The organism is Pseudomonas koreensis (assembly GCF_012986595.1).
GTDB lineage: Bacteria > Pseudomonadota > Gammaproteobacteria > Pseudomonadales > Pseudomonadaceae > Aquipseudomonas > Aquipseudomonas koreensis.
In genome coordinates this window covers 352856-377291 of record NZ_JAAQYM010000001.1, presented here as the reverse complement: position 1 = coordinate 377291, position 24436 = coordinate 352856, and the positions used below count along the sequence as shown (strand labels likewise).

Genomic DNA, 24436 nt, shown 5'->3' with positions numbered 1-24436 from the left:
CAACTTACAAGGATTAATGCCATGAGCCGTATCGCTCTGAGTTCTGTTGAGCGGGCGCAGCGGGAAGTTTTGCCGCTCGATCTCGCGCTTTACCATGCCGCGCGGGACTACCCCGGCGGCGCCGCAGCCATCGCCGCCACCACCGGCCGTAATGCGACCACGCTGCAACACAAGCTGTCCCCAACCCACCCAAGTCACACGGTGAATATTCAAGAGTTCGGCGAGATTCTGGAGTTGACCAAGGATCGCCGCATTCTGGATGCGGTGCATGCGTTGGTCGGTGACACGACTTGGCAGGAACTGGCGGAGGCGTACACCAACGATATGCCCGAGACGTTGACCACGGGGATTGCCGAGTACTTCCGACAAGTCGCGGATCTGGCGGATACCTGGGCCAAGAGCATTGGCGATGGTGTGGTTTCTGATGAAGAACTGGCCGCGATTCGCCTGCAGGTGTTTCGAGGCATTCAAGGGCTGTTGGGTTTGTTCAACCGCGCCACGTATGTCAACCAGACGACGCGGGGTGTTGATCGTGGCTGACATTGCTGACTTCGCAAATGACCTGGTGCAAGAGCGTATCGATCAGGCGCTCGCTGCACGCAACGCCGCTAAACCTGCATTGGCGGCGCATTCGTTTCTATTCTGTGAAAACTGCGACAGCCCAATCCCCGAGGGACGACGTTTAGCTGTTCCTGGCTGCACGCAATGCGTGAGCTGCCAGGAGGTCGAGGAGATCATGGAGGCCATCCATGCTCGATGAAGTGTTGGGGCAATTCGCGGACTACGGCCTTGAGCCTGCGCAGCCGCTGGTGTTTGGCAAGCTGACCCGGTGTAAGACTTCGCAGGACAAGGGCAAGGAAAAGAATGGTTGGTATGTCGTCCATGAACAACGCACGGAGAAAGGCGAGACGCTGATCTTCGGTGCGTTCGGTGACTGGCGTTCGGGTGAGTCGCAGAAGATCAAGATCAAGGCCGGGCGGATGTCGCCTGAAGAGCGCGAGGTTATGCGCGCTCGACAGGAAGAGGCGAAGCGCCGGGCGGCTGAGATCTCTGCAAACGCGGCACGTCGTGCGGCCAAGCGAGCGGCCGGTATGTTCAAGCGCATGCCGGAGAAGGGCCGTAGCGACTATCTGGATCGCAAGCAGATCGTTGGCTTCGGCGTTCGATACGCGCCGCGCTCTGGTGCGTTTCTGGTGCCGATGAGCAATGTGCGCGACGAGATTGTTGGCCTGCAGGTGGTGTTTCCGACCAAGCAAGAGGATACCGGCCGAGACAAGTCCTACTGGCCTTACGGCATGTCGAAGGAGGGCGCTTTCCATCTGATAGGGCCGCACCCGGATCCGGGCGAGCCGGTGCTGGTGTGTGAGGGTTACGCGACCGGCGCAAGTCTGCATATGGCCACCTCACTCACCGTGGCCGTTGCGTTTGACGCGGGCAATTTGCTGGTGGTTTGCAAGGCCATGCGCGAGCGTTTCGCCGGTTGCCCGCTGATCGTCTGCCGAGATGATGACTGGAAGACCACGAAGCCGAATGGCGACGCGTGGAACCCCGGTGAAGAGAAAGCCAACAACGCGGCGTTGATTGTCGGCGGCCAGGTGGTCGCGCCGATCTTTTCCAGTGAGCGGGAAGCCAAGTGGACCGACTTCAACGATCTGCATGTTGCGGAAGGTTTGGAGGCTGTGCGCCGTCAGGTGTTGGCGGTGGTCAAGCCGCCGGCTGCTGGTGGTTGGAAGGATCTGCTAGCCCGTAGCGAAAGCGGCGCGCTGATTGCGCACATGCAGAACGTCGAGTTGATCCTGGCCAACGATGAGCGTTGGGCCGGGGTGATCAGCTACAGCGCATTCAGTTCGAAGATCGTGAAGCTGCGTGCGGCGCCTTATGGCGGCGGCACGGGCGATTGGGCGGACATTGATGATGTGAGGGTGATGAAGTGGCTCGCGCAGCAGTACAACTTGCGGGTCAAGGCCTCGCATGTGATCGAGGCGGTGAGTGTGGTTGCGCATGACCATGCGTTTCATCCAGTGAGGCAGTACCTGCGCAAGCTGCAGTGGGATCAGGTGCCTCGGCTTGAAAGTTGGCTTACCGATGTCATGGGCGTGAAGGCGACAGATTATTCGGCAAAGGTTGGCAAGCGCTGGATGCTATCGGCTGTAGCACGGGTAATGAAGCCCGGCTGCAAGGCTGACTCGGTGATGATTCTGGAAGGTGCGCAGGGCGCTGGTAAGTCGACGGCGATGAGCATTCTCGGCGGCGAGTGGTTCATGGACACGCCGTTTGCGCTGGGCGACAAGGACGGGTTTCAGGCGATCCGAGGCAAGTGGATTGTCGAGCTGGGCGAGCTGGACAGCTTCAACAAGGCTGAGAGTACGAAGGCCAAGCAGTTCTTTTCGGCGTCCACCGACACTTACCGCGAGAGCTACGGCCGCAGAACAATGGACGTGCCACGCCAGTGTGTTTTCGTGGGCACCACCAACCAAGACGAGTACCTGAAGGACGCCACCGGCAACCGGCGTTACTGGCCGGTCGCATGTACCAAGGTGGATCTAGAATTGTTGCGTTTGATGCGCGATCAGCTGTGGGCCGAGGCGGTGTTCTGCTACGACGCGGGCGACCTCTGGTGGGTGACGCTGGATGAGGCGGCAATGTTCGGCGAGGAGCAGGACGAGCGCTTCGTGGTGGATGAATGGGAAGGGCCGATTCTGACCTGGCTCGAGGAGTCGCAGATCGGCGAGACCACCACCGGCAGTGACGTGCTCACCAGTGCGTTGAAGTTGGACTTCGGGCACTGGGGCAAGCCGGAGCAGATGCGCGTCGGCGCGATCATGCATCGGTTGGGCTGGCGGCGCGTGCGGTTGCCTGCTTTGGCGAAGAGCGGCCAGCGGCCTTGGGCTTACAAGAAGCCGGCAGGGTGGGGCGGTGCATCGGCGTTGCAGCGAGTGGAGTTCGAGGAGCCTTGCTTTGATTAAGGAGATCGATTCGCTGCTTCGGTTGTGGGCGCAGGAGCTGCATTCAGAACATTCGAAAGGGGGGCTTGCTGGGGGGAACATGGTTGCGATGATGATGGAGAGCAATGGGCAACTGATCAGGGGGCGGCGTGCTTTCCGGGCGCCGCTGGAGAGTTCGTTGGACATCGAACTGATCGTGACCAAGCACCTCGCGCCAGAGCTGGTGACGGTGGTGCGTGAGCATTACTGCACGCTCGATGTGGATATGCGCCTGCGGTATGCCCACTGCGGTTGTGGCCGCGACACGTACTACCAGCGTTTGCATGATGCCCATCTGCAGATCTACTGGGTGCTGATGGGGGCGGCTGCGTGACCCCAGGCAGCGCTCCGGTTGTGGTTGTCCCACTGGCCCGTCTTGTCTCGCCGCGTTTTGATGCAGTGGGACAGGTGCGGGCCTTGTCGTTGTTGGGCTGTCCCACCGTCCCGCCTAGAAGTGCCTACCGCCCGTGTGAGCGTAGCGGGCGAGCACTACGCGCTTACGCGCGAACGCGTGTTCTTTAAAATTCTTCCTTTACACGAGAAAAGAGAAAGATAAGTAGGACAGTGGGGCGAAGCCCCGAATTTAGGCGTTCTCAGGCGTCCCACTTCGATTCTGAAAAGTGGGACGTATGGGACACCACCGCTACAACAGATTGCCGTGGTGGTGTATTCACCGACATTCGCTAGGCGTTCACCCTGCGTTACCCACTTATTCACCGGGTGGCATTAAAACAGGGTTGCTGCCACCGGAATCGACCTGTAAAAAGTAGTCATCTTCGATAGGTGCGACCGCAGAGAGCGGCAGGCACCACACCACCAAACCCGGCCATTGCGCCGGGTTTTTGCGTTCATGGAGTAGGCGATGACAAGCGAGCAACAAGCACTGGCAGAAATGCCGATCTGGTTAGTGATCGTCCTGGCTCTGGTCGGTGGCGTATCGGGGGAGATGTGGCGGGCAGACAAGGACGGGGCGCGGGGCTGGGCGTTGTTGCGCAGGCTCGCGCTTCGGTCGGGTGCCTGCATTGTCTGCGGCGTGACGGCGATGATGTTGATGATTGCTGCCGGCATGACGATCTGGACGGCGGGCGCGTTGGGTTGCCTCACGGCAATGGCCGGCGCCGATGTTGCCATTGGGTTGTACGAACGCTGGGCTGCCAAGCGGCTTGGCCTTTCCGAGTCGTCATCGACCGATCGCACCTAAGAGGCGGGGGCGGAGCGGGGCGCCGGCTTTTTCCGGGTCCTCCCCGAAGGCCGCCCCCTACACGGGTTAGCGAACTCGCGGGATCTCTGCAGCTAAGAATTTGGCAGGGATGTCCGTCTTTTCAAAGGGTTAGATATGGGCAGGACAGTTAGCAAGGCTGACTTGAGCGAGATCGTCGGCCGTGATGAACGCACCCTGACCCGATGGCAGAACGACGGTATGCCTGTGACCGAGTTCGGCCTCGGTCGGGGCAACGAAAACCAATACGACACCGAAGCCGTCATTCAGTGGCTGATGCACCAGGCCGCACTCAACGGCAAAAAAGAATCTTCACGCGACCGGCTCGACCGGATCCGTGCCGACCGCGAAGAACTCGCGATGGCCAAGGATCTGGGCGAGGTTGTGATTGCGGCTGATCTGGTCGAGCGTTTCGAAGCCATGATCACCGCTGCCAAAGTGGAGCTGCTCAATTCCTTTCCGGACGCGTTAGCCGCCGAATTGTCGGCGCGCTACGACGTGGAAGTTGACGAGCAGCTCATTCGCGACCCTATTGAAGCCATCCTGAGGAGGCTTTCTGACTATGACAAGGATGATGCCCCGTCAGATGGATATTCTGACGAACCGGACGATTCGGAGGGCCTTGAGGAAGACGGCGACTAAAGCGCTGCGCGGCGCCTGCCGCAAGTGGGCACCGCCGCCCCGCATGAGCATTATCGAGTGGGCGGACAAGTACCGCTGGCTCGCACCGGAAGAAGCAGCACGCCCCGGCAAATATCGCTTTGATGTGACACCTCACCTGATCTGGCCCGGTGGGCCGTTGGAAGCACTGGACGATCCCGCTGTTAGCGAGATCGTCGGACGCAAATCGGCGCAGGTTGCTTGGACTTCTGGCGTGCTGGGAAACGCCCTGGGCAAATGGATCGACATTGACCCATCGCCGATCCTGGTGCTGTTCCCCAAAGCCGAAGCGGCCAAACAGTACGTCGGCGAAAAGCTCGAACCGATGATCGAAGCCACGCCACGGCTGCGCAAGAAAGTCGACCTGCGCAGCCGCAAGCTTCAGCAAAGGCAGGACTTCAAGCGCTTTCCTGGTGGCTTCTTGAAAATGGTTGGCTCCAACAGCCCGGCCAGCGTGAAGTCCACACCAGTGCCACGGGTGGCCATTGAGGAACCGGACGACTGCAACCTCAACCTGCGCGGGCAGGGCGATAGCATCAAGCTGGCGAAGGAGCGACTCAAAACCTTTCGTCGTTCGAAAATCATCATCGGCGGCACACCGACCATCAAAGGTCTATCGGCCATCGATGCGGAGTTGGAGCTGTCAGACAAGCGTGTTGGCTTGGTGCCCTGTCACGAGTGTGGGCAAGAGCACGCGCTGAGCTTCGACAACCTGCACTGCGATGAGGATCCTGAGTACCAGCATGAGGTGTACGGCAAGAAGCGTCCGGAAAAGACTTTCTACTCTTGCCCGCACTGCGGCGGGATCTGGGACGATAACCAGAAAAACACCAACCTCAAGCATGGGCGCTGGTCAGCTACAGCAGAGTTTCGCGGTATCGCGGGCTACATCCTCAACGAGCTCTACGCAACGTTTTGGGGATCTCGCTTTGAGGTGCTGATGGAAAAGAAACTCCAGGCTGAGCACGCGGCGGCGCAGGGCAACATCGGCCCGATGATCGCCTTCGTTAACAGCTCCAAAGGCGAAAGCTACGAATACCAGAGCGATGCTCCAAAGACTGACGAACTGGAGAAGCGCGCCGAACCCTACTCGGAACTCACCGCGCCCCAAGGTGTGCTCTTGGTCACCGTCGGTGTCGACGTGCAAGGCGACCGCTTGGCGCTAGTGATCACTGGATGGGGGCGGGGTGAAGAGTCATGGCGTCTGTATTGGGGCGAGCTGCACGGCAACCCCATCGATCCGCATGACGCTGTCTGGCAAGAGCTGGACAGGGTCATTTCCAGACCAATTCCCATCGCAAGCGGCGCCCAACTGGCGGTGTCGGCGGTCAGCATCGACAGCTCTGACGGTAACACCAGCGATGCGGTTTATGCGTACGTGCGTGATCGTCAACGCTACAACGTCATGGCGATCAAAGGTGCTTCCGTTGACAGTCGCGACAAGGAGATTTTTACCAAACCTCCGCAGTCAGTGGATACCTCGCAAGACAACACCAAGGCCGCCAAATACGGACTGCGTGTCCACATCGTGGGTACGCACAAAGCCAAGACCTTGATCGACGGTCGACTTCGGCTGAAAGGCTCAGGGCCGGGCCGCATGCACTGGTACAGCGAAATCCGCTCGGACTACTACGAGCAGCTCACCAACGAAGTGCTGGCGCCGCATCCACGCAACCCCAGCAAGATGGTTTGGCAGAAAAAGGCCGGCCGGCGCAACGAAGCGCTCGACTGCGAGGTATACGCCTTGCATGCGGCGCGCAGTCTGAAAACCCACCTGCTGCGCGATCACGAGTGGGATCAGCTGGAGCAGCAACTGCTACAGCCAACTCTGTTCACCACCGAACAACCGGTCGCACCGGTACCGCGCCGAGCCGTCGCTCGTGGGCGGGGCACCCGCAGTCGCGCGGGCTACTAGGAAAACAAACATGACAGACGCACAACAGCGCCTCGCGGAAGTCCGGGCGGCGATCTCTGACGTCCTGAAGAAAGGCCAGCGCTTGCGTCGTGCGGATCGCGAACTGTATCGCGCCGAGCTGAACAGCCTTCGCCTGCTAGAGCAGCAATACGCGAAGGAGGTCGCGCTGGAACAGGCCCAACAACAGGGACGCGGCCGTAACCGCATCTCCTACATGAAGATCTGACTATGGGATTTTTTCGAAAAGACCCGGCCGAGTTGCTGATGCGTGAGGCGATCAAGCTCGCCAAGTCGGCAAACGAAGCCCGACCTATCGTCGCTCAAGGCGGCGGCGGCGGTGTTGAGACTCGGTGGCGCGGTGCCTCCCGGGTGCTGCGTAGCATGGCCAGCTGGATACCCGGTCTTGGTAGCCCGCGTCGGGATCTCGATCAGAATGAGCGGCGAATGCTGGTGGCTCGCTCGCGAGATGCCATGCGCAATCACCTGATCGCCCGTGCAGCCATCACTCGCTTGCGTACCAATGTCGTTGGCACCGGACTGGTTTGCCGCGCACAGATCGACCATGACGCGCTTGGCCTCGACGAACTGCAGGCCGATGCAATCAACGCTCAGCTTGATCGTTTGTGGTCGTTGTATGCCGATGACCCGAGGGAATGTGACGCTGAGGCGTCGCTCAATCACTACCAGTTGCAGGCGTTGGTGTTGATCTCGTCGATGGTTGGCGGTGATGTATTGGTGGCTAGTCCCGACGATGAGCGTCCTGGCTGTGTGTTCAGTACCCGGCTGCAATTGATCGAGTCAGATCGGGTGTGCAATCCGCCTGGGCAACTGGATGGCGTCAACCTGGTGGACGGAGTGGAGTTTGACCGGCTCGGCGCGCCATCGGCCTATCACGTCTGCAGCGGCTACCAGAACGAATACACCTCCGGCCAAGCGCTTAAGTGGGAACGGTTGCCGGCCTTCGGAGAGGCCACTGGCCGGCGCCGTGTGATGCACGTCATGGCGGACAAGGAGCGGCCAGGGCAAAAGCGTGGCGCGCCCTATTTGGCTCCGGTGCTGGAGCCGCTGCAGAAGTTGGAGCGCTACAGCAGTGCCGAACTGATGGCGGCGGTGATCTCGGCGATGTTCACCGTGTTCATCAAGAAGACCAATGACTTTCAGGTTGGCAATCTGCCGCTGACGGCACTGGCCAACGAAGGTGACGGCGTTGGAGGCGACACCACCGGCGATGGTGAGTTGGCCTTGGGCGAGGGCGCCATTGTCGATTTGGGCCAAGGTGAAGAGCCTGTGATCGCCAACCCAGCGCGACCCAACGCGCAATTCGATCCGTTCTTTACCGCCGTCGTCAAGGAAATCGGCGCCGCGCTCGAACAGCCAATGGAAGAGCTTTTGCTGCATTACAGCAGCAGCTATAGCGCTGCCCGCGCCGCCATGTTGCAGGCGTGGCGGTTCTACAGCCTGCGTCGTTGGTGGCTGATCTGTGACTTCTGTCAGCCCAGTCGAGAGCTGCTGATTGATGAAGCGGTGGCGAGGGGGCTGATCAAATTGCCGGGCTACGCCGATCCGGCCAAACGCAAAGCGTACTGTCAAGCGATCTGGATCGGTCCGGCCCGTGGCGCTATTGATGAACTGAAGGAGGCCAACGCCGCCGGCAAGCGCATTGAAATCGGCGTCAGCAATGAAACGCTGGAAACAGCTGCAATGACCGGTGAACCGTGGCAGCAGGTGTACCGACAGCGTGTCCGCGAGGTCGAGCAACGCCGCAAGGATGGCCTACATGTCCTGCCCAAAGGACGCGAACAGGAAACCCCACCGCCTAATACCCCCAACGAGGAATAACCATGCCCCGCGCATTTGAGCTGGCTGCATCGCAGCCTTGGCTGATGCTGCCTGGCGCCCTGGACAACCTGCTGACCATTGCAGATCGGATGGGCGATCCGGCAGCGCTGGAAACCCGTACCGGCATGCGGCTGGATAACAGCCGCACCGTCAGTGTGCGCAATGGCGTGGCCATCATTCCGGTGGTCGGCCCGGTGTTTCGTTACGCCAATCTCTTCACGGAGATCAGCGGCGCGACGAGCACTCAGGTGTTAGCCACCGACCTGCAAACGGCGCTGGATGATCCCAAGGTCAGTGCAATCATCCTGAACATCGACAGCCCTGGCGGTGTAGCGGCTGGCATCAACGAGCTGGCCGACCAAATCCATTCGGCCCGAGATCGTAAACGCATTGTCGCCTACATCGGCGGCACTGGTGCCAGCGCGGCCTATTGGATTGCTTCAGCGGCCAGCGAGATCGTTATCGACGAAACCGCACTCGCCGGCAGCATAGGTGTAGTCGTCGAGGCTGTCGTCGGCGGTGAAGAAGCCAACGGTCGCAAGCGCTACCAGATCGTCAGTCGCAACGCGCCCAACAAGCGAGTTGATCTGGCCACCGAAGAAGGTCGGGCGAAAGTCGGCGAGACGGTCGACGCCATGGGCGACGTGTTCGTGGCCAAGGTGGCCCGCAACCTGGGCGTGGATCCTGAGCGCGTTCCCGAGATGGGCGACTTCGGCGGTTTGCGCGTGGGCGCCGCCGCCGTTGAGTCCGGCTTGGCCCACCGCCTTGGCTCACTCGAAACATTGATTACAGAACTGGCCAAACCGGCCGCAACCCAACCGAGGAAATACAACATGACCACCGTCAGCAGCACGGCGGAGTTGCGTGAGGCGCTGGCCGCCGGCACGGATCCGCAAACCATCGAGATCGCTCAAGCCCGCCAACCGGATCTGGAGAGTGTTCGTACCCAAAGCCGTGAGGAGGGAGCTACCGCCGAGCGGCAGCGCATCACCGGCATCAACGCCATGGCCAGCAAGGGTTTCGAGAGCGAGATCGCCGCCGCCATCGATGCCGGCACCTCGGTCGAGGCCACCGCTCTGCAGCTGTTTAAGGCGGCGCAGGATCGCGGTATTTCACTGAGTGCGATCAAGGCTGATGCCACCGGCGCGTCTACGTCCACTCCGACGGGCGATGCAGCTCAGGGTGAACGTAAAGCAGTTGTGAACGCCATTGTTGAAGGCGCCTCGCGCCGCTGATTGGAGATCCTCATGAGTAATCCTGAACGCCAAACCTACGCCCCCGACCAACTGTCGGCGGGCGCCTTTCCGGTGATCATCGACACCGCCGTGATTGCCTCCGGACAGAAACTCAACCGTGGCGCCGTCCTTGGCCAGGTGAAAACCAGTGGTGAGTTTGTCCTAGCCAAAGCAGCGGCAACTGATGGCTCCGAGGCGCCAGTGGCAATCCTCGATCAGGCCACCGATTCGACTAAAGGCGCGCAGATCGCGCCTATCCGCCTGACCGGCGAAGTGCTTGCAAGCCAACTCACTCTCGGCGAGGGCTTCGCCCTAGCGCAGGCGAAAGCCGCGCTACGTGCCCTGAGCCTTTTCGTTCGCTAATTCGGAGTTATAAATGGATATTTTTGATACTCGCACCATGCTCGAAGCGGTCGAGCAGATGCCGACTGCGCGCCGTTTTTTGTTGAACACGTTTTTCAACGGTGGCAGCCCAGTGACGTTCCCTACCAAAACGGTCGACATCGACATTATCAAGGGCAAGCGAAAAATGGCGCCCTTCGTCCACCCGCGTCTGCCTGGCAGTGTGTCTTTGCGTGAGGGCTACACCACCAGCAACTACACCCCGCCTTACATCCAACCCAAGCGCGAAACCACTGCCGAGTTGGTACTCAAGCGCTCGGCCGGCGACAACCCGTTTTCTTCGCGTACTCCATTGGAGCGGGCAGGGCAGTTGCTCGGCAAGGATCTGCGTGACTTGGATGATGAGATTGTACGCCGTGAGGAGTGGATGTGTGCTCAAGCTCTCACCACCGGCAAGGTGCGGGTGATCGGCGAAGGCGTGGACGACACCATCGACTTCCTGATGTCCAGTGATCACAAGATCAGCCTGGGCAGCGGACAATGGAACAGCTCTGACGGTGACCCTATTGCCAATCTGCGTGGCTGGAAACGCAAAATTGCCAGGGACTCTGGACGTACAGCCAACACCGTCGCCATGAGCGGTGAGGCACTGGATGCCTTCCAGTCGAACGCGACGGTGATGAAACAGCTCAATACTCGCCGTGTGGATATGGGGCTGATCAAACCCGAGGAGTTGCCCGACGGTGTGACGTACCTCGGCTATCTGAATGATCCGGGCGTCGACCTTTATGGCTATGACGAGTGGTACCTGGATGACGATGAAGAAGAACAGCCGATGATTCCGGCCGGCGGCCTGATTCTCGGTTCCACCTCGACGCGCAACGCCATGTTGTATGGCGCGATCCAGGATCTGGAAGCCGTGGAAAGCGGCTTGGTCGAAGCGGCGCGCTTCCCAAAAAGTTGGGTGACCCAAGAGCCAAGCGCTCGCTGGCTGAAGCTCCAGAGTGCAGCATTGGCTGGCCTGCTCGAACCGGATGCCTTCATCTACGCCAAGGTGGTGTGACATGGCCAAGAAAGCCGAATTTCTGGTGATCGATGGTTGCGTGCAGGATGGTCGCGTCGTTGTCGTAAAGGGCGAGCCATACAGTCCGCCGAATAAAGAAATCGAGGAAGCGTTACTCGCTGAGGGGCGTATCGCCCCGCTCAAGGATCCGCGAGCACTAGAACTGCTGCGCCAACAGTCGGACGTTGCTGATGAGGACGAAGACAGCGGAGGTGAGTGATGGGCTTTCGCGAATTGAGCGATGACATGGATGCCTTGGTTCTGGATGGCTTGGGCGATATGGCAACGGTCGGCGGTCGAGAGATCGCCGGTTTCTTTTCTGCGCCTTGGTTGCAGCCGCGCATGGGGCGAATCAACACTGCATTGCGCGAGCCGCAATTTGAGATTCGCGTCGTCGATGCTGCAGGTGTAGAGCCGGGACAGCTGGTGGTTGTTGATCTTGCGAGGCAAGACGGGGGAGGCCAGTACGACCTGGTCAAACTGGAGCCAGACGGCACCGGCTGGGTAGCATTGCTATTGAGGCCTAAAGCATGAGCGTTGGCAGTCACTTCAAGCCCTCTGCTGGCGGCGGGATGATCTCGTTGCAGACCTCGGCGGCAGACCTGAAAGCCTTTCAGGACTTTGCCGCCGTGCTGCCAAAAGCAGCGGCAAACGCCCAGCGCCGAGCCATCAACAAAACCCTGCGCTGGCTTGCCACACACATCGCCCGCGCCGTCGGCCGGCAGGAACGCATTGCGGTCGCTGCTGTGCGTCAGCGACTGCGGGCCTACCCGGTCAGCGGTGGAGCGAACAGCGGCAAATTATGGTTCGGTCTCAACGCCATGGAGGCCAGCCGCATCGGCCGGCCTCGGCAGAATCGCGCCGGTGTCTCGGTGGCCGGCCGGCGCTTTCAGGGTGCGTTCTTCAAGAAGGTCTACGGCAACAGCGCAGACGTCTGGATCCGTACCGGCAGCAAGCACTTTAGGGCGGACGATTATCCCGACAGCGATGTCAGCAGGGCCGTCGGCGCGAGTTCGGGCTGGATCGCCGAACACGACAACCGCTTCCCGCTGGCTAAAGCCAAGGTGTCTCTGGAGCAGGCCCGACCGCACTTCGAAAACTGGGTGCGCAAAGCTGACGAACACCTGGTGCATGTCTTGGAGCAGGAACTCAATTTCGAAGTGCAGAAGCACTTGAAGGGGAAATGACGTGACGGATCAAGTCGACGGACCGTTCAGTCTTGAACAGCTGTATCACGCCATCGAGCGGCGCATTCAGGAACACTTTCCGGGCCTGCAGACGGTGTCCATGTGGCCGGATGATTTGGATCGCTTACCGCTGCCAGCGGTGCTGATCGAACTGGCCGAGATAGAGCCGGGTCCCGATCCGGGAACCGGTGAAACCGGCTTGGCCTGCAAGTTCGAGGCGCGGGTGATCACCGATCCGATTCAGCGGGATCATCACCAACAGGCCGTGTTCCTGGCGGGCCACCTCGCCGCGTTGCTGCGCATGCAGTGCTGGGGCGTTGAGGTCGAACCGGCCGAGTTCGTTCAGGCCATGCAGGACTGGACCAAGCCCGAACTGGACGGCTACACCGTCTGGGTCGTGGAATGGACACAGCAGATCTACCTTGGCGAAGCACAATGGCCGTGGCCGGATCAGCCGCCGGGCACGCTGCTGTTTGGCGTTGATCCTGATGCGGGGCCAGCCAACCGGGACAAGTATTTTGCGCCGGAGAGTCTGGCATGAGTGGTGGCTATGTGAGCGCCCAGCATGACCGTATGCTCGCTGGGCTGGTGAAGGATTGTTATGTGGTGGCGGTGGATCTGGCCGCGTCACCACCGGTGTGCAGGGTGTCGGACGGTGAATGGGTTAGTGGCTGGGTGCGCTGGCACAGCATCGCCGCTGGTAAGGCGCGGCACTGGCGGGCGCCGAGCCTCAACGAGCAGGGCACCCTGATCAGTGCCAGCGGCGAGGTGGCGCAGGGCACATTCATTCCCGGACTTTATGGCAATGGCGGCGCGCCGCCGGACAATCGCGATCACGTCGAGGTCTGGCGTTTCGACGACGGCGGATCTCTGGTCTACGACTGGCAGACGAGCAGCTACACCATCAGCGTGCCGAGCGGCACGGTCACAATCAAGGTCGGATCAACGCAGGCCGAAGTCACTGACAATGCCGTCGCAGTGAAGTCCGGAACGATCGATCTGGAGGGCGTCGTGAACATCAAAGGCCAGGTCAAGATCGACGGCCCGCTGCACGCTACCCAAAGCATCACCAGCGATGCCGACATTCTGGCCGCCGGCCAAAGTGACAACCATCACAAGCACTAACTCAACATTTATCCAGCCCGCCGCGTGCGGGCTTTTTCATGCCTGGAGTTCCCATGGCCAAACATCAAGATGATTCAACTGCATCTGAGTCTTCCCCAGTCAGCCCAGTGGTGCTGCCCTCTTCGGTGACCTTTCGCGACACGCTCTACACCTCGCGCACGATCATCCTGCCGGACGGCCGCACGCTCGCCGTGGCGAAAAACAAGGTTACGGTCGATAGCGCCGACGATGTGGCGCTGAAAACCCTCAATGCCCATGCCGAGTTCGAGCAACTCAAGGAGTAAACCCGATGATTGGAATGGATCGCCACACCGGGCAACCCATTTCCGGCATTGAGCATTTACGCCAGTCCATCGGGGACATCCTCGGCACGCCATTGGTGAGCCGCCGTGAACGTCCGGAGTACGGCAGCAAACTGCGGCGCATGGTCGACCTTCCAGTCAACGAGGGTTGGAAAAGCGCCGTGCAGGCTGAAGCCGCCCGGGCGCTGGGCCGGTGGGAGCCACGTTTGAAGCTGGAACGGGTGCGCGTGCTGTCCGTGCTGGGCGGCAAAATCAACATACAAGTCAGCGGCGAATACCTCGGTGTGCGCGGCACGTTGGAGGTGTGGGTATGAGTACCCTGGTGGATCTGTCGGAGCTGCCGGCACCGGACGTGCTGGAACCGCTGGATTTTGAAGAAGTGTATGGCGAGGCACTCGACGTGTTTCGCGGCCACATGGGCGGGAACTGGACGGCCTCTCTGGAAAGTGATCCGGTGACCAAGCTGTTGGAGGTCGCCAGCTACATCAAGCTCGGCAACCGGGCACGGGTCAACGACGCGGCCAAGGCGCAGTTCCTGGCTTATGCCACGGGCGCCGATCTGGAGCACCTCGCGGCCAACGTCAATCTGAAGCGCCTGGTGATTCAACCTGCCGATCCACTGGCGGTTCCACCGGTCGAGTCGGTGATGGAATCACACGACGCTCTGCGCGAGCGTGTGCAATTGGCCTATGAGGGACTAACCACCGCAGGGCCACGAAACAGCTACATTCTGCACGCGCGCAACGCTTCGGCGCTGGTGGCGGATGCCACGGCGGAAAGCCCATCACCTGCCTGTGTGGATGTCACGGTGTTGGGCCTTGAGGGTGACGGTACGGCTGGGCCTGAATTGTTGAAGCTGGTTGCCACGGCCGTCAATGACGACGACGTGCGCCCGGTGGGTGACCGCGTCACGGTGCGCGGTGCGCAGATCCTGCACTACCGCGTCGACGCCGTGCTGCACATGAAAGGTACCGGACCGGAAAACGACGCCGCACTTTCCGAAGCGATCAAGCGGCTTGAGGCCTGGATCAATCCGCGGCGCCGCTTGGGCGTCGAGGTGGCGCGCTCTGGCGTCGATGCGCAATTGCACGTTGCCGGTGTGGCTCGCGTGGAGCTGAAGGACTGGCTGGATCTCAAGCCGACCAAGGCGCAGGCGGCTTACTGCACCGGCTATTCCGTCGTGTTGGGAGGTTGATGTGCGTAGTCTTTTGCCGCTCAACAGCACTCCTCTGGAACGGGGTATCGAGGCGACATTCGCCGAAAACACGTTGATTCCGCTGCGCACCTTGTACAACCCCGACACCTGTCCAGTGCACCTGCTGCCGCATCTGGCCTGGGCTTGGTCGGTCGACCGCTGGGATCCGGCGTGGTCTGAGTCGGTCAAGCGTGCTGCCATCAAGGCCTCGTTCTTCATCCACAAGCACAAGGGCACCATCGGTTCCTTGCGTCGAGTGGTCGAGCCGCTGGGCTATCTGATCGAGATCGTCGAATGGTTTAACACTGTGCCGCAAGGCGTGCCGGGCACCTTCGCGCTGAAGGTGGGAGTGCTGGACACCGGCATCACAGAGGAAATGTATCTCGAACTTGAACGCCTTATCGACGACGCCAAGCCCGTCTCCCGCCACCTCACCGGGCTGGCAATAAGCCTTGAAACGCAAGGCAACCTTAATGTTGGCGTGAGCCTGTTCGACGGCGACGAACTCGACATCTACCCACCTGAAATGCAGGTCATCGACATAACCGGCACCTTCGGCGTGGTCGGTCGGGAACACACCATAGACACTCTGGATATCTATTCATGATTGATGCGAACTCTAAGTTTTTCGCGATCCTGACGGACGTGGGGGCGGCCAAGCTGGCAAACGCCAACGTCTTGGGCGTGCCGTGGAATATCAAGGAAATGGGGCTGGGGGATGCGAACGGTGACGACCCGCAGCCCAGCGCCAAGCAAACCAAACTGATCAACGAGTGGCGCCGCCGGCCGTTGAATCAGCTCAAGATCGACCCGGTCAACCCGGCGGTGATCATTGCCGAGCAGGTCATTCCGGCCGATGAAGGCGGGCGCTGGATCCGAGAAGTCGGCCTGTACGACGCGGACGGCGATCTGGTGGCAGTTGCCAACTGTGCGCCAAGCTTCAAGCCCATCCTGTCGCAGGGTTCGGGCCGCACGCAGGTGGTGCGGATGAGCTTGATCGTTTCCAGCACCGCTAACATCACACTCAAGATTGACCCGTCCGTGGTGTTGGCAACTCGTGAATTCGTCGACGCCCGAATTCAGGAAGAACTTTACAAGCTCGACAGCAAGCAATCTGTTCGGCTGGCAACAACGGCCAATATTGCGCTTTCAGGGCTTCAGACCATCGACGGTGTGGCGCTGTTGGAGGGTGACCGGGTGCTGGTTAAAAATCAGACCCAAGCCAAAGAAAACGGTATTTGGATTGCTTCGGCGCCCGCTTGGAAGCGCGCACCTGATGCTGATAGCAATGCCGAGGTGACCTCGGCGCTGATCGTATCTGTTGAGCAGGGCGCTACGCTGGCCGACACACGTTGGCAGTTGGTCACGGACGGCCAGATTGTCCTGGGTACCACGGCGCTGGTTTTTCAGAACGTGACCCAAGGTTTTGCACCGATCAACTCGCCCGCCCTGATCAGTCCTACGGCGAACACGCCGGCTCAGTTCGACAGCTCGCAACTGCTGGTTAACGCGGCGTTTTTGAAGCGCGCCGGGGTCGAATACGGCGGGTACGTTAACTATTCCGTATCGACAGCGCTAACGCTTGCAGACGTGGGCCGCGTAGCGGCCTTTGGCAGCCCCAGCGCACCGCTGACAGCAACTTTGCCAACCGGTGCAGTGCTGACACCGGGTTGCACCGTGACAATCTTTTGCGTGCAGGGCACTGTGACCGCAACGGCCGCAGCCGGTGACAGCATTGGCGCCGTCGGCGCGCCGGGCAATATTGTCTTGGGCCAAGGCGACACCGCTGTATTCGTTCGCATTGGAACGCTCTGGAATCTGGTCGGAGGGTCTGTCGCGCTGAAATATGCGGCTGTCATGACCGGCGCCAATTGGCAGACGCCGCCGCAGTTCGACAGCAGCAAGTTGCTGGCGACGACCGAGTTCGTGCAGCGGGCAAGCGGGAGTTATCGCGGCTTTACCTTTCTGGTAGCGAACACCGTGTTAACCGCGGCGGCGATCGGTACGCTGGTTTCTACCAGTGGCACGTTCACCGTAACGCTGCCCGCTGCCAATACGGTTAGCCCGGGCGGGGCGATCCACTTTCGCAACGTCAGCGGCGGCGTAGTTACGGTGGTGTGTGCTGGCACGGACAACATTTACCCCGGCAGTGTTGCGCCGATTAGCACAATTACCCTGCAGCCCGGTGCGACGCTGGATCTTTCCAGCAATGGCGCAGGCAGTTGGTGGGCGTCGGGTTCGGCACAGCTTCAATATTCGCAGGTGTTTGGCTCAACGCCGGCTCAGTTCGACAATGGCAAGTTGCTCGCGACGACTGAGTTCGTACAGCGGGCCATCGGCAACAAGCGATCCTCGACGTCGATTATCGCCGGCCGCGCGCTGACAGCGGCGGACTTTGGTTGTGAGTTCGTGACCTCTTCGAACTCAAACATCACTTTGAGTATGCCGGCGCTCTCGACGATAGGAGACGGCGCCTCAATACGTTTTGTGAACCTGGGAGTGGGGCGCGTCACGTTCAACTCGCCGGCCGGTGATTGTTTTATCGGTGCGTTCAACATTTCCGGCACGTCCACCAGCTTTGCTCTGGAGTATTGCGACGAAATATCGATCACCAAATACGGCACGCTTTGGCTGGTGGTGGGTGTGGGCAGTCATGCGCAATCTCGCGCTGTTCAAGGCTATAAGCGAACCAGCGGCGGAGTGATTGAACAGTGGGGGATCTGGACGAGTTCGCCGACGGTGGGCGCGCCTGTTTCTGTGTTGTTCCCAATTACGTTTGCGGGGGGCGTTCTGTCGGTTGAGATGACGGCGATAGCACCGACTTCCGGCGCCGTCTCCGCGTGGCTGGAAAATAACTCGAACCTGAACGGATTTGTTGGCCGAGCTAGCGCCCCGTCTATTTCGGTGTATTGGCGTGCGATTGGCTACTAATTAGGGGAACAAGAATGGCGCTTTTTTTTCACGATAACCCGCATGCGTTCTACGACGAAAGTTTTCACGGGCCGCGCAAAATGCTGATTCAGGATCCCGAGTGGAGTCCTAGCGAGGATGAATCCGGCGATCCGCCTATGGTGTTGGTCGATAACCCGGATTGCTTGATCCCGGAGAGGGCCAAATTGATCGAGGTAGAACAGTATCAAGCGCTGCTTGATGGTCAGGCAGCGGGCAAGATTATTACAGCCGATGCAGGGGGTTATCCGGTGCTGGCCGATCCACCCGCGCCGACGGTTGAGCAACTTGCTGAGCAGGAACGCAAGTGGCGCGACGGCGAGCTGCTGGCTACTGACCAAATGGTTTCGCGGCACCGCGACGAGCTGGAAGAAAGCGCGGCCACAACGCTGACTGTCGACCAGTACTCCGAATTACAGAGCTATCGCCGGGCGTTGCGCAATTGGCCGGAGAACGGCGAGTTTCCACTCCTTGAGCATCGCCCACCGGCGCCGGATTGGCTGGCCGCGCAAATCGCCTGAACGCCCCGCACTCACGGGGCGTTTTCCATTCCACACCCATAATACAAACACCTTGAGCCTCGCACACACGTGGGGCTTTTTCGTTTCTGGAGAATGAGCCTAATGAGTTTCTTTCACGGCGTCACGACCACCTCGGTCGATACCGGCGCACGCACTATCTCGCTGCCGTCCTCGTCGATCATCGGCCTTTGCGATACCTTCAGTCCTGGCTTGGTGGGCGGCGGTACGGCCAAGGCTGGCGAACTCAAGCTGATCACCACCGAGCGTGAAGCCATTGCAGCGTTCGGCGCCGGCTCAGCGATCACCAAGGCCTGCCAAGCGATTTACGCCAAGGCCAAGGCGGTGATCGTCGCCATCGGCGTGCCGAAGATGGACGACCCGGCTCTGCAGACCTCGGCCATCATCGGCGGTGTTTTGGAGTCCGGTCAGCGTACCGGCCTGCAGGCACTGCTCGATGGCAAGAGTCTGTTCAACGCCCAGCCGCGATTGCTGATTGCCCCCGGCCATTCGGCAAAGCAAGCGGTGGCCACGGCCATGGATAGCCTTGCGCAGAAGCTACGGGCTATCGGGATCATCGACGGGCCATGCACCACCGATGAGGCCGCCATGGCCTACGCGAAAAACTTCGGCAGTCGTAACCTGTTCATGGTCGACCCCGGTGTGCAGTTCTGGGACACCGGTGAAAGCAAGACGGTGGACGCGCCCGGTTCGGCCTGGACTGCCGGCCTGTTTGCTTGGACGGATGCGACCTATGGTTTCTGGGCCTCGCCGTCGAACAAGGAGTTTACCGGCATCACCGGTACCACCCGTGCGGTGGAGTACCTGGACGGCGACGAGACCTGCCGAGCCAACCTGCTCAACAACGCGAACATCACCACGATCATTCGTGACGATGGTTTCCGTCTCTGGGGCAACCGCACGCTGTCGAGCGATCCGAAATGGGCTTTCGTCACTCGCGTGCGCACGTTGTTCATCCTCATGGATGCGGTACAGGCCGGCCACAAATGGGCGGTCGACCGCTCGATCACCAAGACCTACGTCAAGGACGTCACCGACGGCCTGGAAGCGTTCATGCGCGACCTGAAAAACCAAGGCGCGGTGATCAACTTCGAGGTGTTCCCGGATCACGAATTGAACACGGCCAGCCAGATCGAGCAGGGCAAGGTGTACTGGCGGATCCGCTTCACCGACGTACCGCCGGCTGAAAACCCGAACTTCCTTTTCGAGGTCACCAACGAGTGGATGACCGAAGTGCTTGAACCTGCCTAAGGAGGCACCCTGATGATTCCTGAAGTTCTCTCCAACTGCGCCGGGTTTATCGACGGCGTCAGTTTTGCCGGTGAAATGCCGAGCCTCACCTTGCCCAAGGTGGTCCTGAAAACCGAAGCCTACCGAGGCGGTGGTATGGCCGGCGAGGTCGAGATCCCGACCGGCGTGGAAAAGCTCGAGGCCGGTTTTACCACCAACGGTGTGCGCCGCGAAGCGCTGAAGTTTTTCGGCCTGTCTGATCGCACCGCCTGCAGCGCGGTGTTCCGAGGCTCATTCAAAGGCCTCAAGGGCAAGGTCACCCCGGTGATTGTCACCATGCGTGGCGGCATCAAGGAAGTCGACATGGGTGACTGGAAACCCGGCGACAAAGCTGAGACCAAACACAGCATGGCACTGACCTACTACAAGCTCGAAGTTGCCGGCCGAGTGGTTTACGAGATCGACATGCTGGGGATGGTCCTGGTCGTCGACGGCGTCGACCAGCTCGCTGATGAACGTTCGGCCCTCGGCCTTTAAGGACAAGATGAAATGACGCAAACCAATCAAGCCACTCAAGAAAAACCACTGCCAAGCTGGCTGCAACTGACCGAGGAAGGCTTTCGCATCTCCCTGCGACACCCCACCGAACTATCGGGTGTGCTGGTCGACACGCTGACCATCCGTGCGCCATGCGTGCGAGATATTCGGGCCGCGCAAGCGACCTGCAACGGCGATGAAGAAAAGCGCGAAATGTCGCTGTTTTCCTCGCTGACGCAGACCCCGGAACAGGATCTGATGGCCCTCAAGCTGGTCGACTACATGCGCCTGCAGAAAGGCTATTTTCGTCTGGTCCAAGACGACGAGATTTGACGGGCCAACGTTGAAGGGACTGGCCAAGCGACTGGCCAAGGAGACCGGTTTCTCGGCAGCCGAGATCATAGCCATGCCCTTCAACGACATCGTGTGGTGGCTCACGGACTGAGCCATTTCCAATCATCCTCGATCCCAGGACACGCACATGGCGAAGAACCTCGCACTCGGCTTTGTCATCGGTGGCGCCGTCGATCCGACGGTGGGCAAAGCGTTCAAGGACGTCGAAAGCAAGATCAAGCACCTCGACACGGTCGGCAGCAAAGCCCGGGTGCTGCAGAACACCATCGGCGACACCATGCGTCTGCGCGAGGAGTGGCGCAAGGCGCACGCAACCGGCGCCGCCGGTGCCGACAAGCTGTTGTCCAAATACGAAAAGAACCTCGACCTTCTCAAGAAACAGGGCGTCGAGGTCGGGCGGCTGAGTAAGGCCTACGCCACTATGGGCCGTGTCGCCGCCGGTGCTGAACTCAAGGCGCTCGGCCACCGGCAACTGGACGAAGGTCGGCAGGGGATGAAAAGCACCCTCGGCCAGGCCGGTGCGCTGACTGCCGCCGTAGCGATTCCAACCAAGGTCAGCGCGGACTACGGCGCGATCATTCGTGACATCGCAATCAAGGCCAACATTGCCAACACGCCAGAAGAAACTCAGCTCTCCAAAACTGTGATCGACACGTCGCGTGATACGGGCATGGCGCGCAACCAGGTCGCCGAGTTGGTCAACGCCCTGGTCGGCGCCGGCATGGAGCTGGACAAGGCACTGGCCTATGCGCCTACGGCGGCCAAGTTTGCTGTGGGGCAGGGATCGGACGGCACGGAAACCGCCAAGATGATCAACGCTCTGGGCCAGAACGCCAAGATCACCGATCCGGCTGTGATGCAAAAGGCCTTGGAGGCCATCGCCTATCAGGGACAGGCGGGCAGTTTCGAAGCGGTCGACATGGCCAAGTGGTTTCCTGAGCTGTTGGCCAGCATGGGCAAGCTGGGCATCACTGGCATGGACTCGGTGTCGCAATTGGGCGCGATGTTGCAGGTGCAGATGAAGACTGCCGGCGGCTCGGACGAAGCGGCCAACAACCTAAAAAACTGGATGGAGAAAATCGGTTCCGGCGAAACGGTCAAGGCTTATGAGAAGGCGGGCATTGACTATAAGGGGTCGATGCAAACCGGTCTGCAGAACGGTAAATCCACACTGGAGTCCAGTTTCGCGCTGGCCCAGAAATACATCGAAGCGACTGACCCCAAGCGGGCCGCAGAGATGGCCAAAGCTGTGGCCGGCATCAGCAAGGAGAGTGATCCAGAAAAGGCCAAGGGCATGATGAAGTCCCTGGAAGAAGCCTTGCGTACCGGCGACCTGTTCGCCGACATGCAGGTCAAGGCCGCTCTGACCGCGTACATGCAGAACAAGGAACTGTATGAGCAGTTGAAGAAAGACTCGGCCAATGCCACCGGGATCCTCGACAAGAACCTGGCTGAGCGCCGGCAAACGTCCGCGCAAAAATGGTCCGAGATGGCCCAGAGCATGGACGATGCCATGCGCAGCATCGGTGATGCGATTCGCCCGGTCACTGATGCGGTAGCGGAGGGCATCACCAGCGTCAGCCGCCAACTCGCAAGCCTCTCCGACGAGTCACCGCGTTTGGTGACGGCCATCGGCACCGCTGTGGCGGGCCTTGTCGCGCTCAAAGGTGCTGTCAGCGCATTCAAGATGGGCAAAGGCCTGATGAATATCGGGCGCGGCACGTTGATGGGCAACCCGAACATTCCGCAAAAAGTCATTGTTACCAACCTGCCTGGTGCTGGTGGTGGGCTCAATGGCGGTGATCTTGATGTCGGTGGAGACGGTAAGAAAAGCAAAGGGGGTAAAGGCGGCGGGAGAGGAGGTGGGGGTGGGCGGGGTGCCAAGATCGTGGGCGGCATGAAAGGCCCAGCGATCCTTGCAGTCGCGCAGGCGGGTTATCAGGCTTATGACACCTATGAGAACGCCGAGACGCAGGACGAAAAAGCCGAAGGCTATGGAAAAGCTGCAGGTGGTTTGGCCGGCACGTTGGCCGGCGCCGCTGCTGGTGCGGCCATCGGTACGGCAGTGCCGATCATTGGCAACATCGTCGGCGGTTTGATCGGTGGTTATCTCGGGTACATGGGCGGCGACGCACTCGGCGGCTTTGCGGGCAAAGAGCTGTTCGGAACCCCAGACTCACTCAAGAAAGTGCCGGACGCCGGCCCACTGATGATGGCCAATGCTGGGCAAAACATCCCGCCAGTGATGGGCAATATCGCCCGTTCATTCGCGCCGGTACCGGTTGTCAAAGACATGGTTCAGCCGCAACCGAAAATGTTACCGCTGCTGACCGGAGCGGCGCTTGTGCCTCAAGCAGCTCACGACAGTACCAAGCCAACGCAAGTGCTGCCTCCACTCGTTCCCGCGCCGCCTGTTTCCAAGCCACTGCTGCCTGAGCGGGAGTCGGCTGCAACAGCACTGGGAGACGTCACGCGAGCACTGAGTCAGCCGGCATCTCCAGCGGTACCGGCGATGCTCGCACCGCCTGCTGCTGCGAAACCTCAGTCGACCAAGGTCGAGCAACGGTTCGATATTCAGGCACCTCTGCATGTCACCGTGCAGGGCGATGTGAAGGACCCGGCGCAACTGGCGCGAGAGCTTCAACCCTACATCGATCAGCAGTGGCGTCAGTCCACGCAACAACTGCAGAACCGCTCGCTGTTCGACGAACCGCATGTGTAACGAGGAGGGCCAATGGCCTACATGGAACAGTTGCAGTCGGGACTGAAAAATCTGGCGGCAGCAGGAGAGAGTGGCCGGCGCAGCCTCGACGGCATGATGGGGCCAGTCAACGGTGCCATCAGTGAGATCAGCGGCGCGGCCTCGGAGCTTGAGGGGATTCCCTTTGTCGGTCCGGCGATGGGAGCAAAGCTGCAGCGTGTCATGCGCGGCGTCAACGCGGCTCAGGCCAAGGTCGGCCAGGTGGTGGCCACGTACAACAAAGCCACGCGTGCCGTATCGCAGATCGATGAGCGCATGGGCGAGCTGAAGGAACAGGCCGCCCGGGCGTCCACCGCGATCAACAAAGTCGCCGGCAAGATCAGCCCGTCGCTGGCCAACATCGTGCCGACCGGTTCGCTGGGTGGTGATGCCACGCCATTGCCGGAAGCGGTGAAGCCGTTCCCGCATCTGCTGATCGTGCAACCACAGGATCCGCAGGCGCAGCCTTACTACTTCAATTTGGACACCGCAGCCTTTGATGAACTGCGGCGCTCGACTGAGTTTCGCTGGGCCTCGCAGGAACGGCTGACTCGACGGCCGGCACAACAAGCGGTCGGTATCGGTGAGGAAAAGATCACGCTCAAGGGCGCGATCTTTCCCGGCTTCAAAGGCGGGATCAAACAACTGGACACCCTGCGCAGCCTCGGTGCCCACCTCAAGCCGCTGACCTTGACCACCGGCCATGGCGACGTGCTCGGCACCTGGTGCTTGAAGAGCGTTGAAGAAGAACAGAGCGCGCTGCTACAGGGCGGGATCCCGCGCAAGCAGGCGTTTACTTTGGAGTTTGTACGTTATGGCGACGACCTGCAGAACGTCTGATGGGGATCTGCTAGACATCCTGTGTTACCACGCATATGGGCACCTTGATGGCACGGTTGAGGCGGTGCTCGACGCCAATCAGGGGCTGGCCGATGAGCCGCAACCTTACCGCGCTGGCATCGTGATCGAGCTGCCGGATCTACCAGGTCCGATTGAAGAAGGACTGGCACTATGGAACTAA

29 protein-coding genes are annotated in these 24436 nt (G+C 60.3%); all 29 read left to right on the top strand.

Annotated features, from left to right (window positions below; translation table 11 throughout):
- Positions 1-21: 21 nt before the first annotated feature.
- The 29 genes from HBN98_RS01750 (at position 22) to HBN98_RS01610 (ending at position 24436) form a co-directional block, all read left to right on the top strand.
- Positions 22-540 (top strand): phage regulatory CII family protein, encoded by a 519-nt coding sequence (locus HBN98_RS01750; protein ID WP_083366735.1) that lies wholly within the window; start codon positions 22-24, stop codon positions 538-540.
- Positions 533-760 carry a TraR/DksA family transcriptional regulator gene (locus tag HBN98_RS01745; RefSeq protein ID WP_083369365.1) on the top strand — a complete coding sequence of 76 codons (228 nt, stop codon included), beginning with the start codon at positions 533-535 and terminating at the stop codon, positions 758-760. Before HBN98_RS01750 ends, HBN98_RS01745 begins: the two co-directional genes overlap by 8 nt.
- Complete coding sequence (locus tag HBN98_RS01740; RefSeq protein ID WP_083366734.1) at positions 750-2966, top strand: virulence-associated E family protein; 2217 nt, start codon at positions 750-752, stop codon at positions 2964-2966. The genes HBN98_RS01745 and HBN98_RS01740 overlap by 11 nt, the downstream gene beginning before the upstream one ends.
- Positions 2959-3318, top strand: a complete 360-nt coding sequence (locus HBN98_RS01735) for a PA0613 family protein (RefSeq protein WP_083366733.1) — start codon at positions 2959-2961, stop codon at positions 3316-3318. Before HBN98_RS01740 ends, HBN98_RS01735 begins: the two co-directional genes overlap by 8 nt.
- Positions 3319-3846: 528 nt before the next feature.
- Positions 3847-4185, top strand: a complete 339-nt coding sequence (locus HBN98_RS01730) for a phage holin family protein (RefSeq protein ID WP_083366732.1) — start codon at positions 3847-3849, stop codon at positions 4183-4185.
- A gap of 135 nt (positions 4186-4320) precedes the next feature.
- Positions 4321-4845, top strand: coding sequence for a terminase small subunit (locus HBN98_RS01725; RefSeq protein WP_083366731.1), 525 nt, complete (start codon positions 4321-4323; stop codon positions 4843-4845).
- Positions 4790-6778, top strand: a complete 1989-nt coding sequence (locus HBN98_RS01720) for a phage terminase large subunit family protein (protein ID WP_331715098.1) — start codon at positions 4790-4792, stop codon at positions 6776-6778. The genes HBN98_RS01725 and HBN98_RS01720 overlap by 56 nt, the downstream gene beginning before the upstream one ends.
- A 10-nt stretch (positions 6779-6788) precedes the next feature.
- A complete protein-coding gene (locus tag HBN98_RS01715) occupies positions 6789-7004 on the top strand; it encodes a hypothetical protein (RefSeq protein ID WP_083366729.1) in 216 nt (71 codons plus the stop codon).
- 2 nt (positions 7005-7006) lie between these two features.
- Positions 7007-8617 (top strand): phage portal protein, encoded by a 1611-nt coding sequence (locus HBN98_RS01710; protein WP_083366728.1) that lies wholly within the window; start codon positions 7007-7009, stop codon positions 8615-8617.
- Positions 8618-8619: 2 nt separating this feature from the next.
- On the top strand, positions 8620-9852 hold the full coding sequence (locus HBN98_RS01705; RefSeq protein WP_083366727.1) for a S49 family peptidase: 1233 nt from the start codon (positions 8620-8622) through the stop codon (positions 9850-9852).
- Positions 9853-9864: 12 nt separating this feature from the next.
- The gene (locus tag HBN98_RS01700; protein ID WP_083366726.1) at positions 9865-10215 is read left to right on the top strand and encodes a head decoration protein; all 351 of its coding nucleotides are present in this window, start codon (positions 9865-9867) and stop codon (positions 10213-10215) included.
- Between the two features lie 13 nt (positions 10216-10228).
- On the top strand, positions 10229-11257 hold the full coding sequence (locus HBN98_RS01695) for a major capsid protein (RefSeq protein ID WP_083366725.1): 1029 nt from the start codon (positions 10229-10231) through the stop codon (positions 11255-11257).
- A 1-nt stretch (position 11258) separates the two neighbouring features.
- A complete protein-coding gene (locus HBN98_RS01690; protein ID WP_083366724.1) occupies positions 11259-11477 on the top strand; it encodes a hypothetical protein in 219 nt (72 codons plus the stop codon).
- The gene (locus HBN98_RS01685; RefSeq protein WP_083366723.1) at positions 11477-11791 is read left to right on the top strand and encodes a head-tail joining protein; all 315 of its coding nucleotides are present in this window, start codon (positions 11477-11479) and stop codon (positions 11789-11791) included. Before HBN98_RS01690 ends, HBN98_RS01685 begins: the two co-directional genes overlap by 1 nt.
- Positions 11788-12444 carry a hypothetical protein gene (locus HBN98_RS01680; RefSeq protein ID WP_083366722.1) on the top strand — a complete coding sequence of 219 codons (657 nt, stop codon included), beginning with the start codon at positions 11788-11790 and terminating at the stop codon, positions 12442-12444. The genes HBN98_RS01685 and HBN98_RS01680 overlap by 4 nt, the downstream gene beginning before the upstream one ends.
- Position 12445: 1 nt before the next feature.
- Positions 12446-12985, top strand: coding sequence for a hypothetical protein (locus HBN98_RS01675; RefSeq protein ID WP_083366721.1), 540 nt, complete (start codon positions 12446-12448; stop codon positions 12983-12985).
- On the top strand, positions 12982-13569 hold the full coding sequence (locus HBN98_RS01670; protein WP_083366720.1) for a phage baseplate assembly protein V: 588 nt from the start codon (positions 12982-12984) through the stop codon (positions 13567-13569). The genes HBN98_RS01675 and HBN98_RS01670 overlap by 4 nt, the downstream gene beginning before the upstream one ends.
- A gap of 53 nt (positions 13570-13622) precedes the next feature.
- Positions 13623-13853, top strand: coding sequence for a hypothetical protein (locus HBN98_RS01665; RefSeq protein ID WP_083366719.1), 231 nt, complete (start codon positions 13623-13625; stop codon positions 13851-13853).
- Positions 13854-13858: 5 nt separating this feature from the next.
- Positions 13859-14185, top strand: a complete 327-nt coding sequence (locus HBN98_RS01660; protein WP_047598902.1) for a GPW/gp25 family protein — start codon at positions 13859-13861, stop codon at positions 14183-14185.
- Positions 14182-15066 (top strand): baseplate assembly protein, encoded by an 885-nt coding sequence (locus HBN98_RS01655; RefSeq protein ID WP_083366718.1) that lies wholly within the window; start codon positions 14182-14184, stop codon positions 15064-15066. Before HBN98_RS01660 ends, HBN98_RS01655 begins: the two co-directional genes overlap by 4 nt.
- A 1-nt stretch (position 15067) precedes the next feature.
- Positions 15068-15673 carry a phage tail protein I gene (locus HBN98_RS01650; protein WP_083366717.1) on the top strand — a complete coding sequence of 202 codons (606 nt, stop codon included), beginning with the start codon at positions 15068-15070 and terminating at the stop codon, positions 15671-15673.
- On the top strand, positions 15670-17997 hold the full coding sequence (locus HBN98_RS01645; RefSeq protein ID WP_083366716.1) for a phage tail protein: 2328 nt from the start codon (positions 15670-15672) through the stop codon (positions 17995-17997). The genes HBN98_RS01650 and HBN98_RS01645 overlap by 4 nt, the downstream gene beginning before the upstream one ends.
- Before the next feature lie 14 nt (positions 17998-18011).
- Entirely contained in the window at positions 18012-18536 is a 525-nt protein-coding gene (locus tag HBN98_RS01640; protein ID WP_229754981.1) for a tail fiber assembly protein, read from the top strand.
- 102 nt (positions 18537-18638) lie between these two features.
- Complete coding sequence (locus HBN98_RS01635; RefSeq protein WP_083366715.1) at positions 18639-19805, top strand: phage tail sheath subtilisin-like domain-containing protein; 1167 nt, start codon at positions 18639-18641, stop codon at positions 19803-19805.
- 12 nt (positions 19806-19817) lie between these two features.
- Positions 19818-20321, top strand: coding sequence for a phage major tail tube protein (locus tag HBN98_RS01630; protein ID WP_083366714.1), 504 nt, complete (start codon positions 19818-19820; stop codon positions 20319-20321).
- Between the two features lie 12 nt (positions 20322-20333).
- Positions 20334-20654: a phage tail assembly protein gene (locus tag HBN98_RS01625; RefSeq protein ID WP_083366713.1), complete on the top strand. Its 321-nt coding sequence runs from the start codon at positions 20334-20336 to the stop codon at positions 20652-20654.
- Positions 20655-20802: 148 nt separating this feature from the next.
- A complete protein-coding gene (locus HBN98_RS01620) occupies positions 20803-23397 on the top strand; it encodes a phage tail tape measure protein (protein WP_083366712.1) in 2595 nt (864 codons plus the stop codon).
- A 12-nt stretch (positions 23398-23409) separates the two neighbouring features.
- Positions 23410-24255 carry a phage tail protein gene (locus HBN98_RS01615; protein ID WP_083366711.1) on the top strand — a complete coding sequence of 282 codons (846 nt, stop codon included), beginning with the start codon at positions 23410-23412 and terminating at the stop codon, positions 24253-24255.
- The gene (locus HBN98_RS01610) at positions 24230-24436 is read left to right on the top strand and encodes a tail protein X (protein WP_083366710.1); all 207 of its coding nucleotides are present in this window, start codon (positions 24230-24232) and stop codon (positions 24434-24436) included. The genes HBN98_RS01615 and HBN98_RS01610 overlap by 26 nt, the downstream gene beginning before the upstream one ends.

Excerpts from the sequence above, each read along its gene's own strand:
- HBN98_RS01615 (WP_083366711.1), top strand. The coding sequence starts at position 23,410 with ATGGCCTACATGGAACAGTTGCAGTCGGGACTGAAAAATCTGGCGGCA.
- HBN98_RS01715 (WP_083366729.1), top strand. The coding sequence starts at position 6,789 with ATGACAGACGCACAACAGCGCCTCGCGGAAGTCCGGGCGGCGATCTCT.
- HBN98_RS01640 (WP_229754981.1), top strand. The coding sequence starts at position 18,012 with ATGGCGCTTTTTTTTCACGATAACCCGCATGCGTTCTACGACGAAAGT.
- HBN98_RS01655 (WP_083366718.1), top strand. The coding sequence starts at position 14,182 with ATGAGTACCCTGGTGGATCTGTCGGAGCTGCCGGCACCGGACGTGCTG.
- HBN98_RS01730 (WP_083366732.1), top strand. The coding sequence starts at position 3,847 with ATGACAAGCGAGCAACAAGCACTGGCAGAAATGCCGATCTGGTTAGTG.
- HBN98_RS01645 (WP_083366716.1), top strand. The coding sequence starts at position 15,670 with ATGATTGATGCGAACTCTAAGTTTTTCGCGATCCTGACGGACGTGGGG.
- HBN98_RS01700 (WP_083366726.1), top strand. The coding sequence starts at position 9,865 with ATGAGTAATCCTGAACGCCAAACCTACGCCCCCGACCAACTGTCGGCG.
- HBN98_RS01725 (WP_083366731.1), top strand. The coding sequence starts at position 4,321 with ATGGGCAGGACAGTTAGCAAGGCTGACTTGAGCGAGATCGTCGGCCGT.
- HBN98_RS01705 (WP_083366727.1), top strand. The coding sequence starts at position 8,620 with ATGCCCCGCGCATTTGAGCTGGCTGCATCGCAGCCTTGGCTGATGCTG.
- HBN98_RS01610 (WP_083366710.1), top strand. The coding sequence starts at position 24,230 with ATGGCGACGACCTGCAGAACGTCTGATGGGGATCTGCTAGACATCCTG.
- HBN98_RS01635 (WP_083366715.1), top strand. The coding sequence starts at position 18,639 with ATGAGTTTCTTTCACGGCGTCACGACCACCTCGGTCGATACCGGCGCA.
- HBN98_RS01685 (WP_083366723.1), top strand. The coding sequence starts at position 11,477 with ATGGGCTTTCGCGAATTGAGCGATGACATGGATGCCTTGGTTCTGGAT.
- HBN98_RS01710 (WP_083366728.1), top strand. The coding sequence starts at position 7,007 with ATGGGATTTTTTCGAAAAGACCCGGCCGAGTTGCTGATGCGTGAGGCG.
- HBN98_RS01680 (WP_083366722.1), top strand. The coding sequence starts at position 11,788 with ATGAGCGTTGGCAGTCACTTCAAGCCCTCTGCTGGCGGCGGGATGATC.
- HBN98_RS01630 (WP_083366714.1), top strand. The coding sequence starts at position 19,818 with ATGATTCCTGAAGTTCTCTCCAACTGCGCCGGGTTTATCGACGGCGTC.
- HBN98_RS01670 (WP_083366720.1), top strand. The coding sequence starts at position 12,982 with ATGAGTGGTGGCTATGTGAGCGCCCAGCATGACCGTATGCTCGCTGGG.
- HBN98_RS01665 (WP_083366719.1), top strand. The coding sequence starts at position 13,623 with ATGGCCAAACATCAAGATGATTCAACTGCATCTGAGTCTTCCCCAGTC.
- HBN98_RS01660 (WP_047598902.1), top strand. The coding sequence starts at position 13,859 with ATGATTGGAATGGATCGCCACACCGGGCAACCCATTTCCGGCATTGAG.
- HBN98_RS01695 (WP_083366725.1), top strand. The coding sequence starts at position 10,229 with ATGGATATTTTTGATACTCGCACCATGCTCGAAGCGGTCGAGCAGATG.
- HBN98_RS01720 (WP_331715098.1), top strand. The coding sequence starts at position 4,790 with ATGGATATTCTGACGAACCGGACGATTCGGAGGGCCTTGAGGAAGACG.
- HBN98_RS01740 (WP_083366734.1), top strand. The coding sequence starts at position 750 with ATGCTCGATGAAGTGTTGGGGCAATTCGCGGACTACGGCCTTGAGCCT.
- HBN98_RS01625 (WP_083366713.1), top strand. The coding sequence starts at position 20,334 with ATGACGCAAACCAATCAAGCCACTCAAGAAAAACCACTGCCAAGCTGG.
- HBN98_RS01690 (WP_083366724.1), top strand. The coding sequence starts at position 11,259 with ATGGCCAAGAAAGCCGAATTTCTGGTGATCGATGGTTGCGTGCAGGAT.
- HBN98_RS01620 (WP_083366712.1), top strand. The coding sequence starts at position 20,803 with ATGGCGAAGAACCTCGCACTCGGCTTTGTCATCGGTGGCGCCGTCGAT.
- HBN98_RS01750 (WP_083366735.1), top strand. The coding sequence starts at position 22 with ATGAGCCGTATCGCTCTGAGTTCTGTTGAGCGGGCGCAGCGGGAAGTT.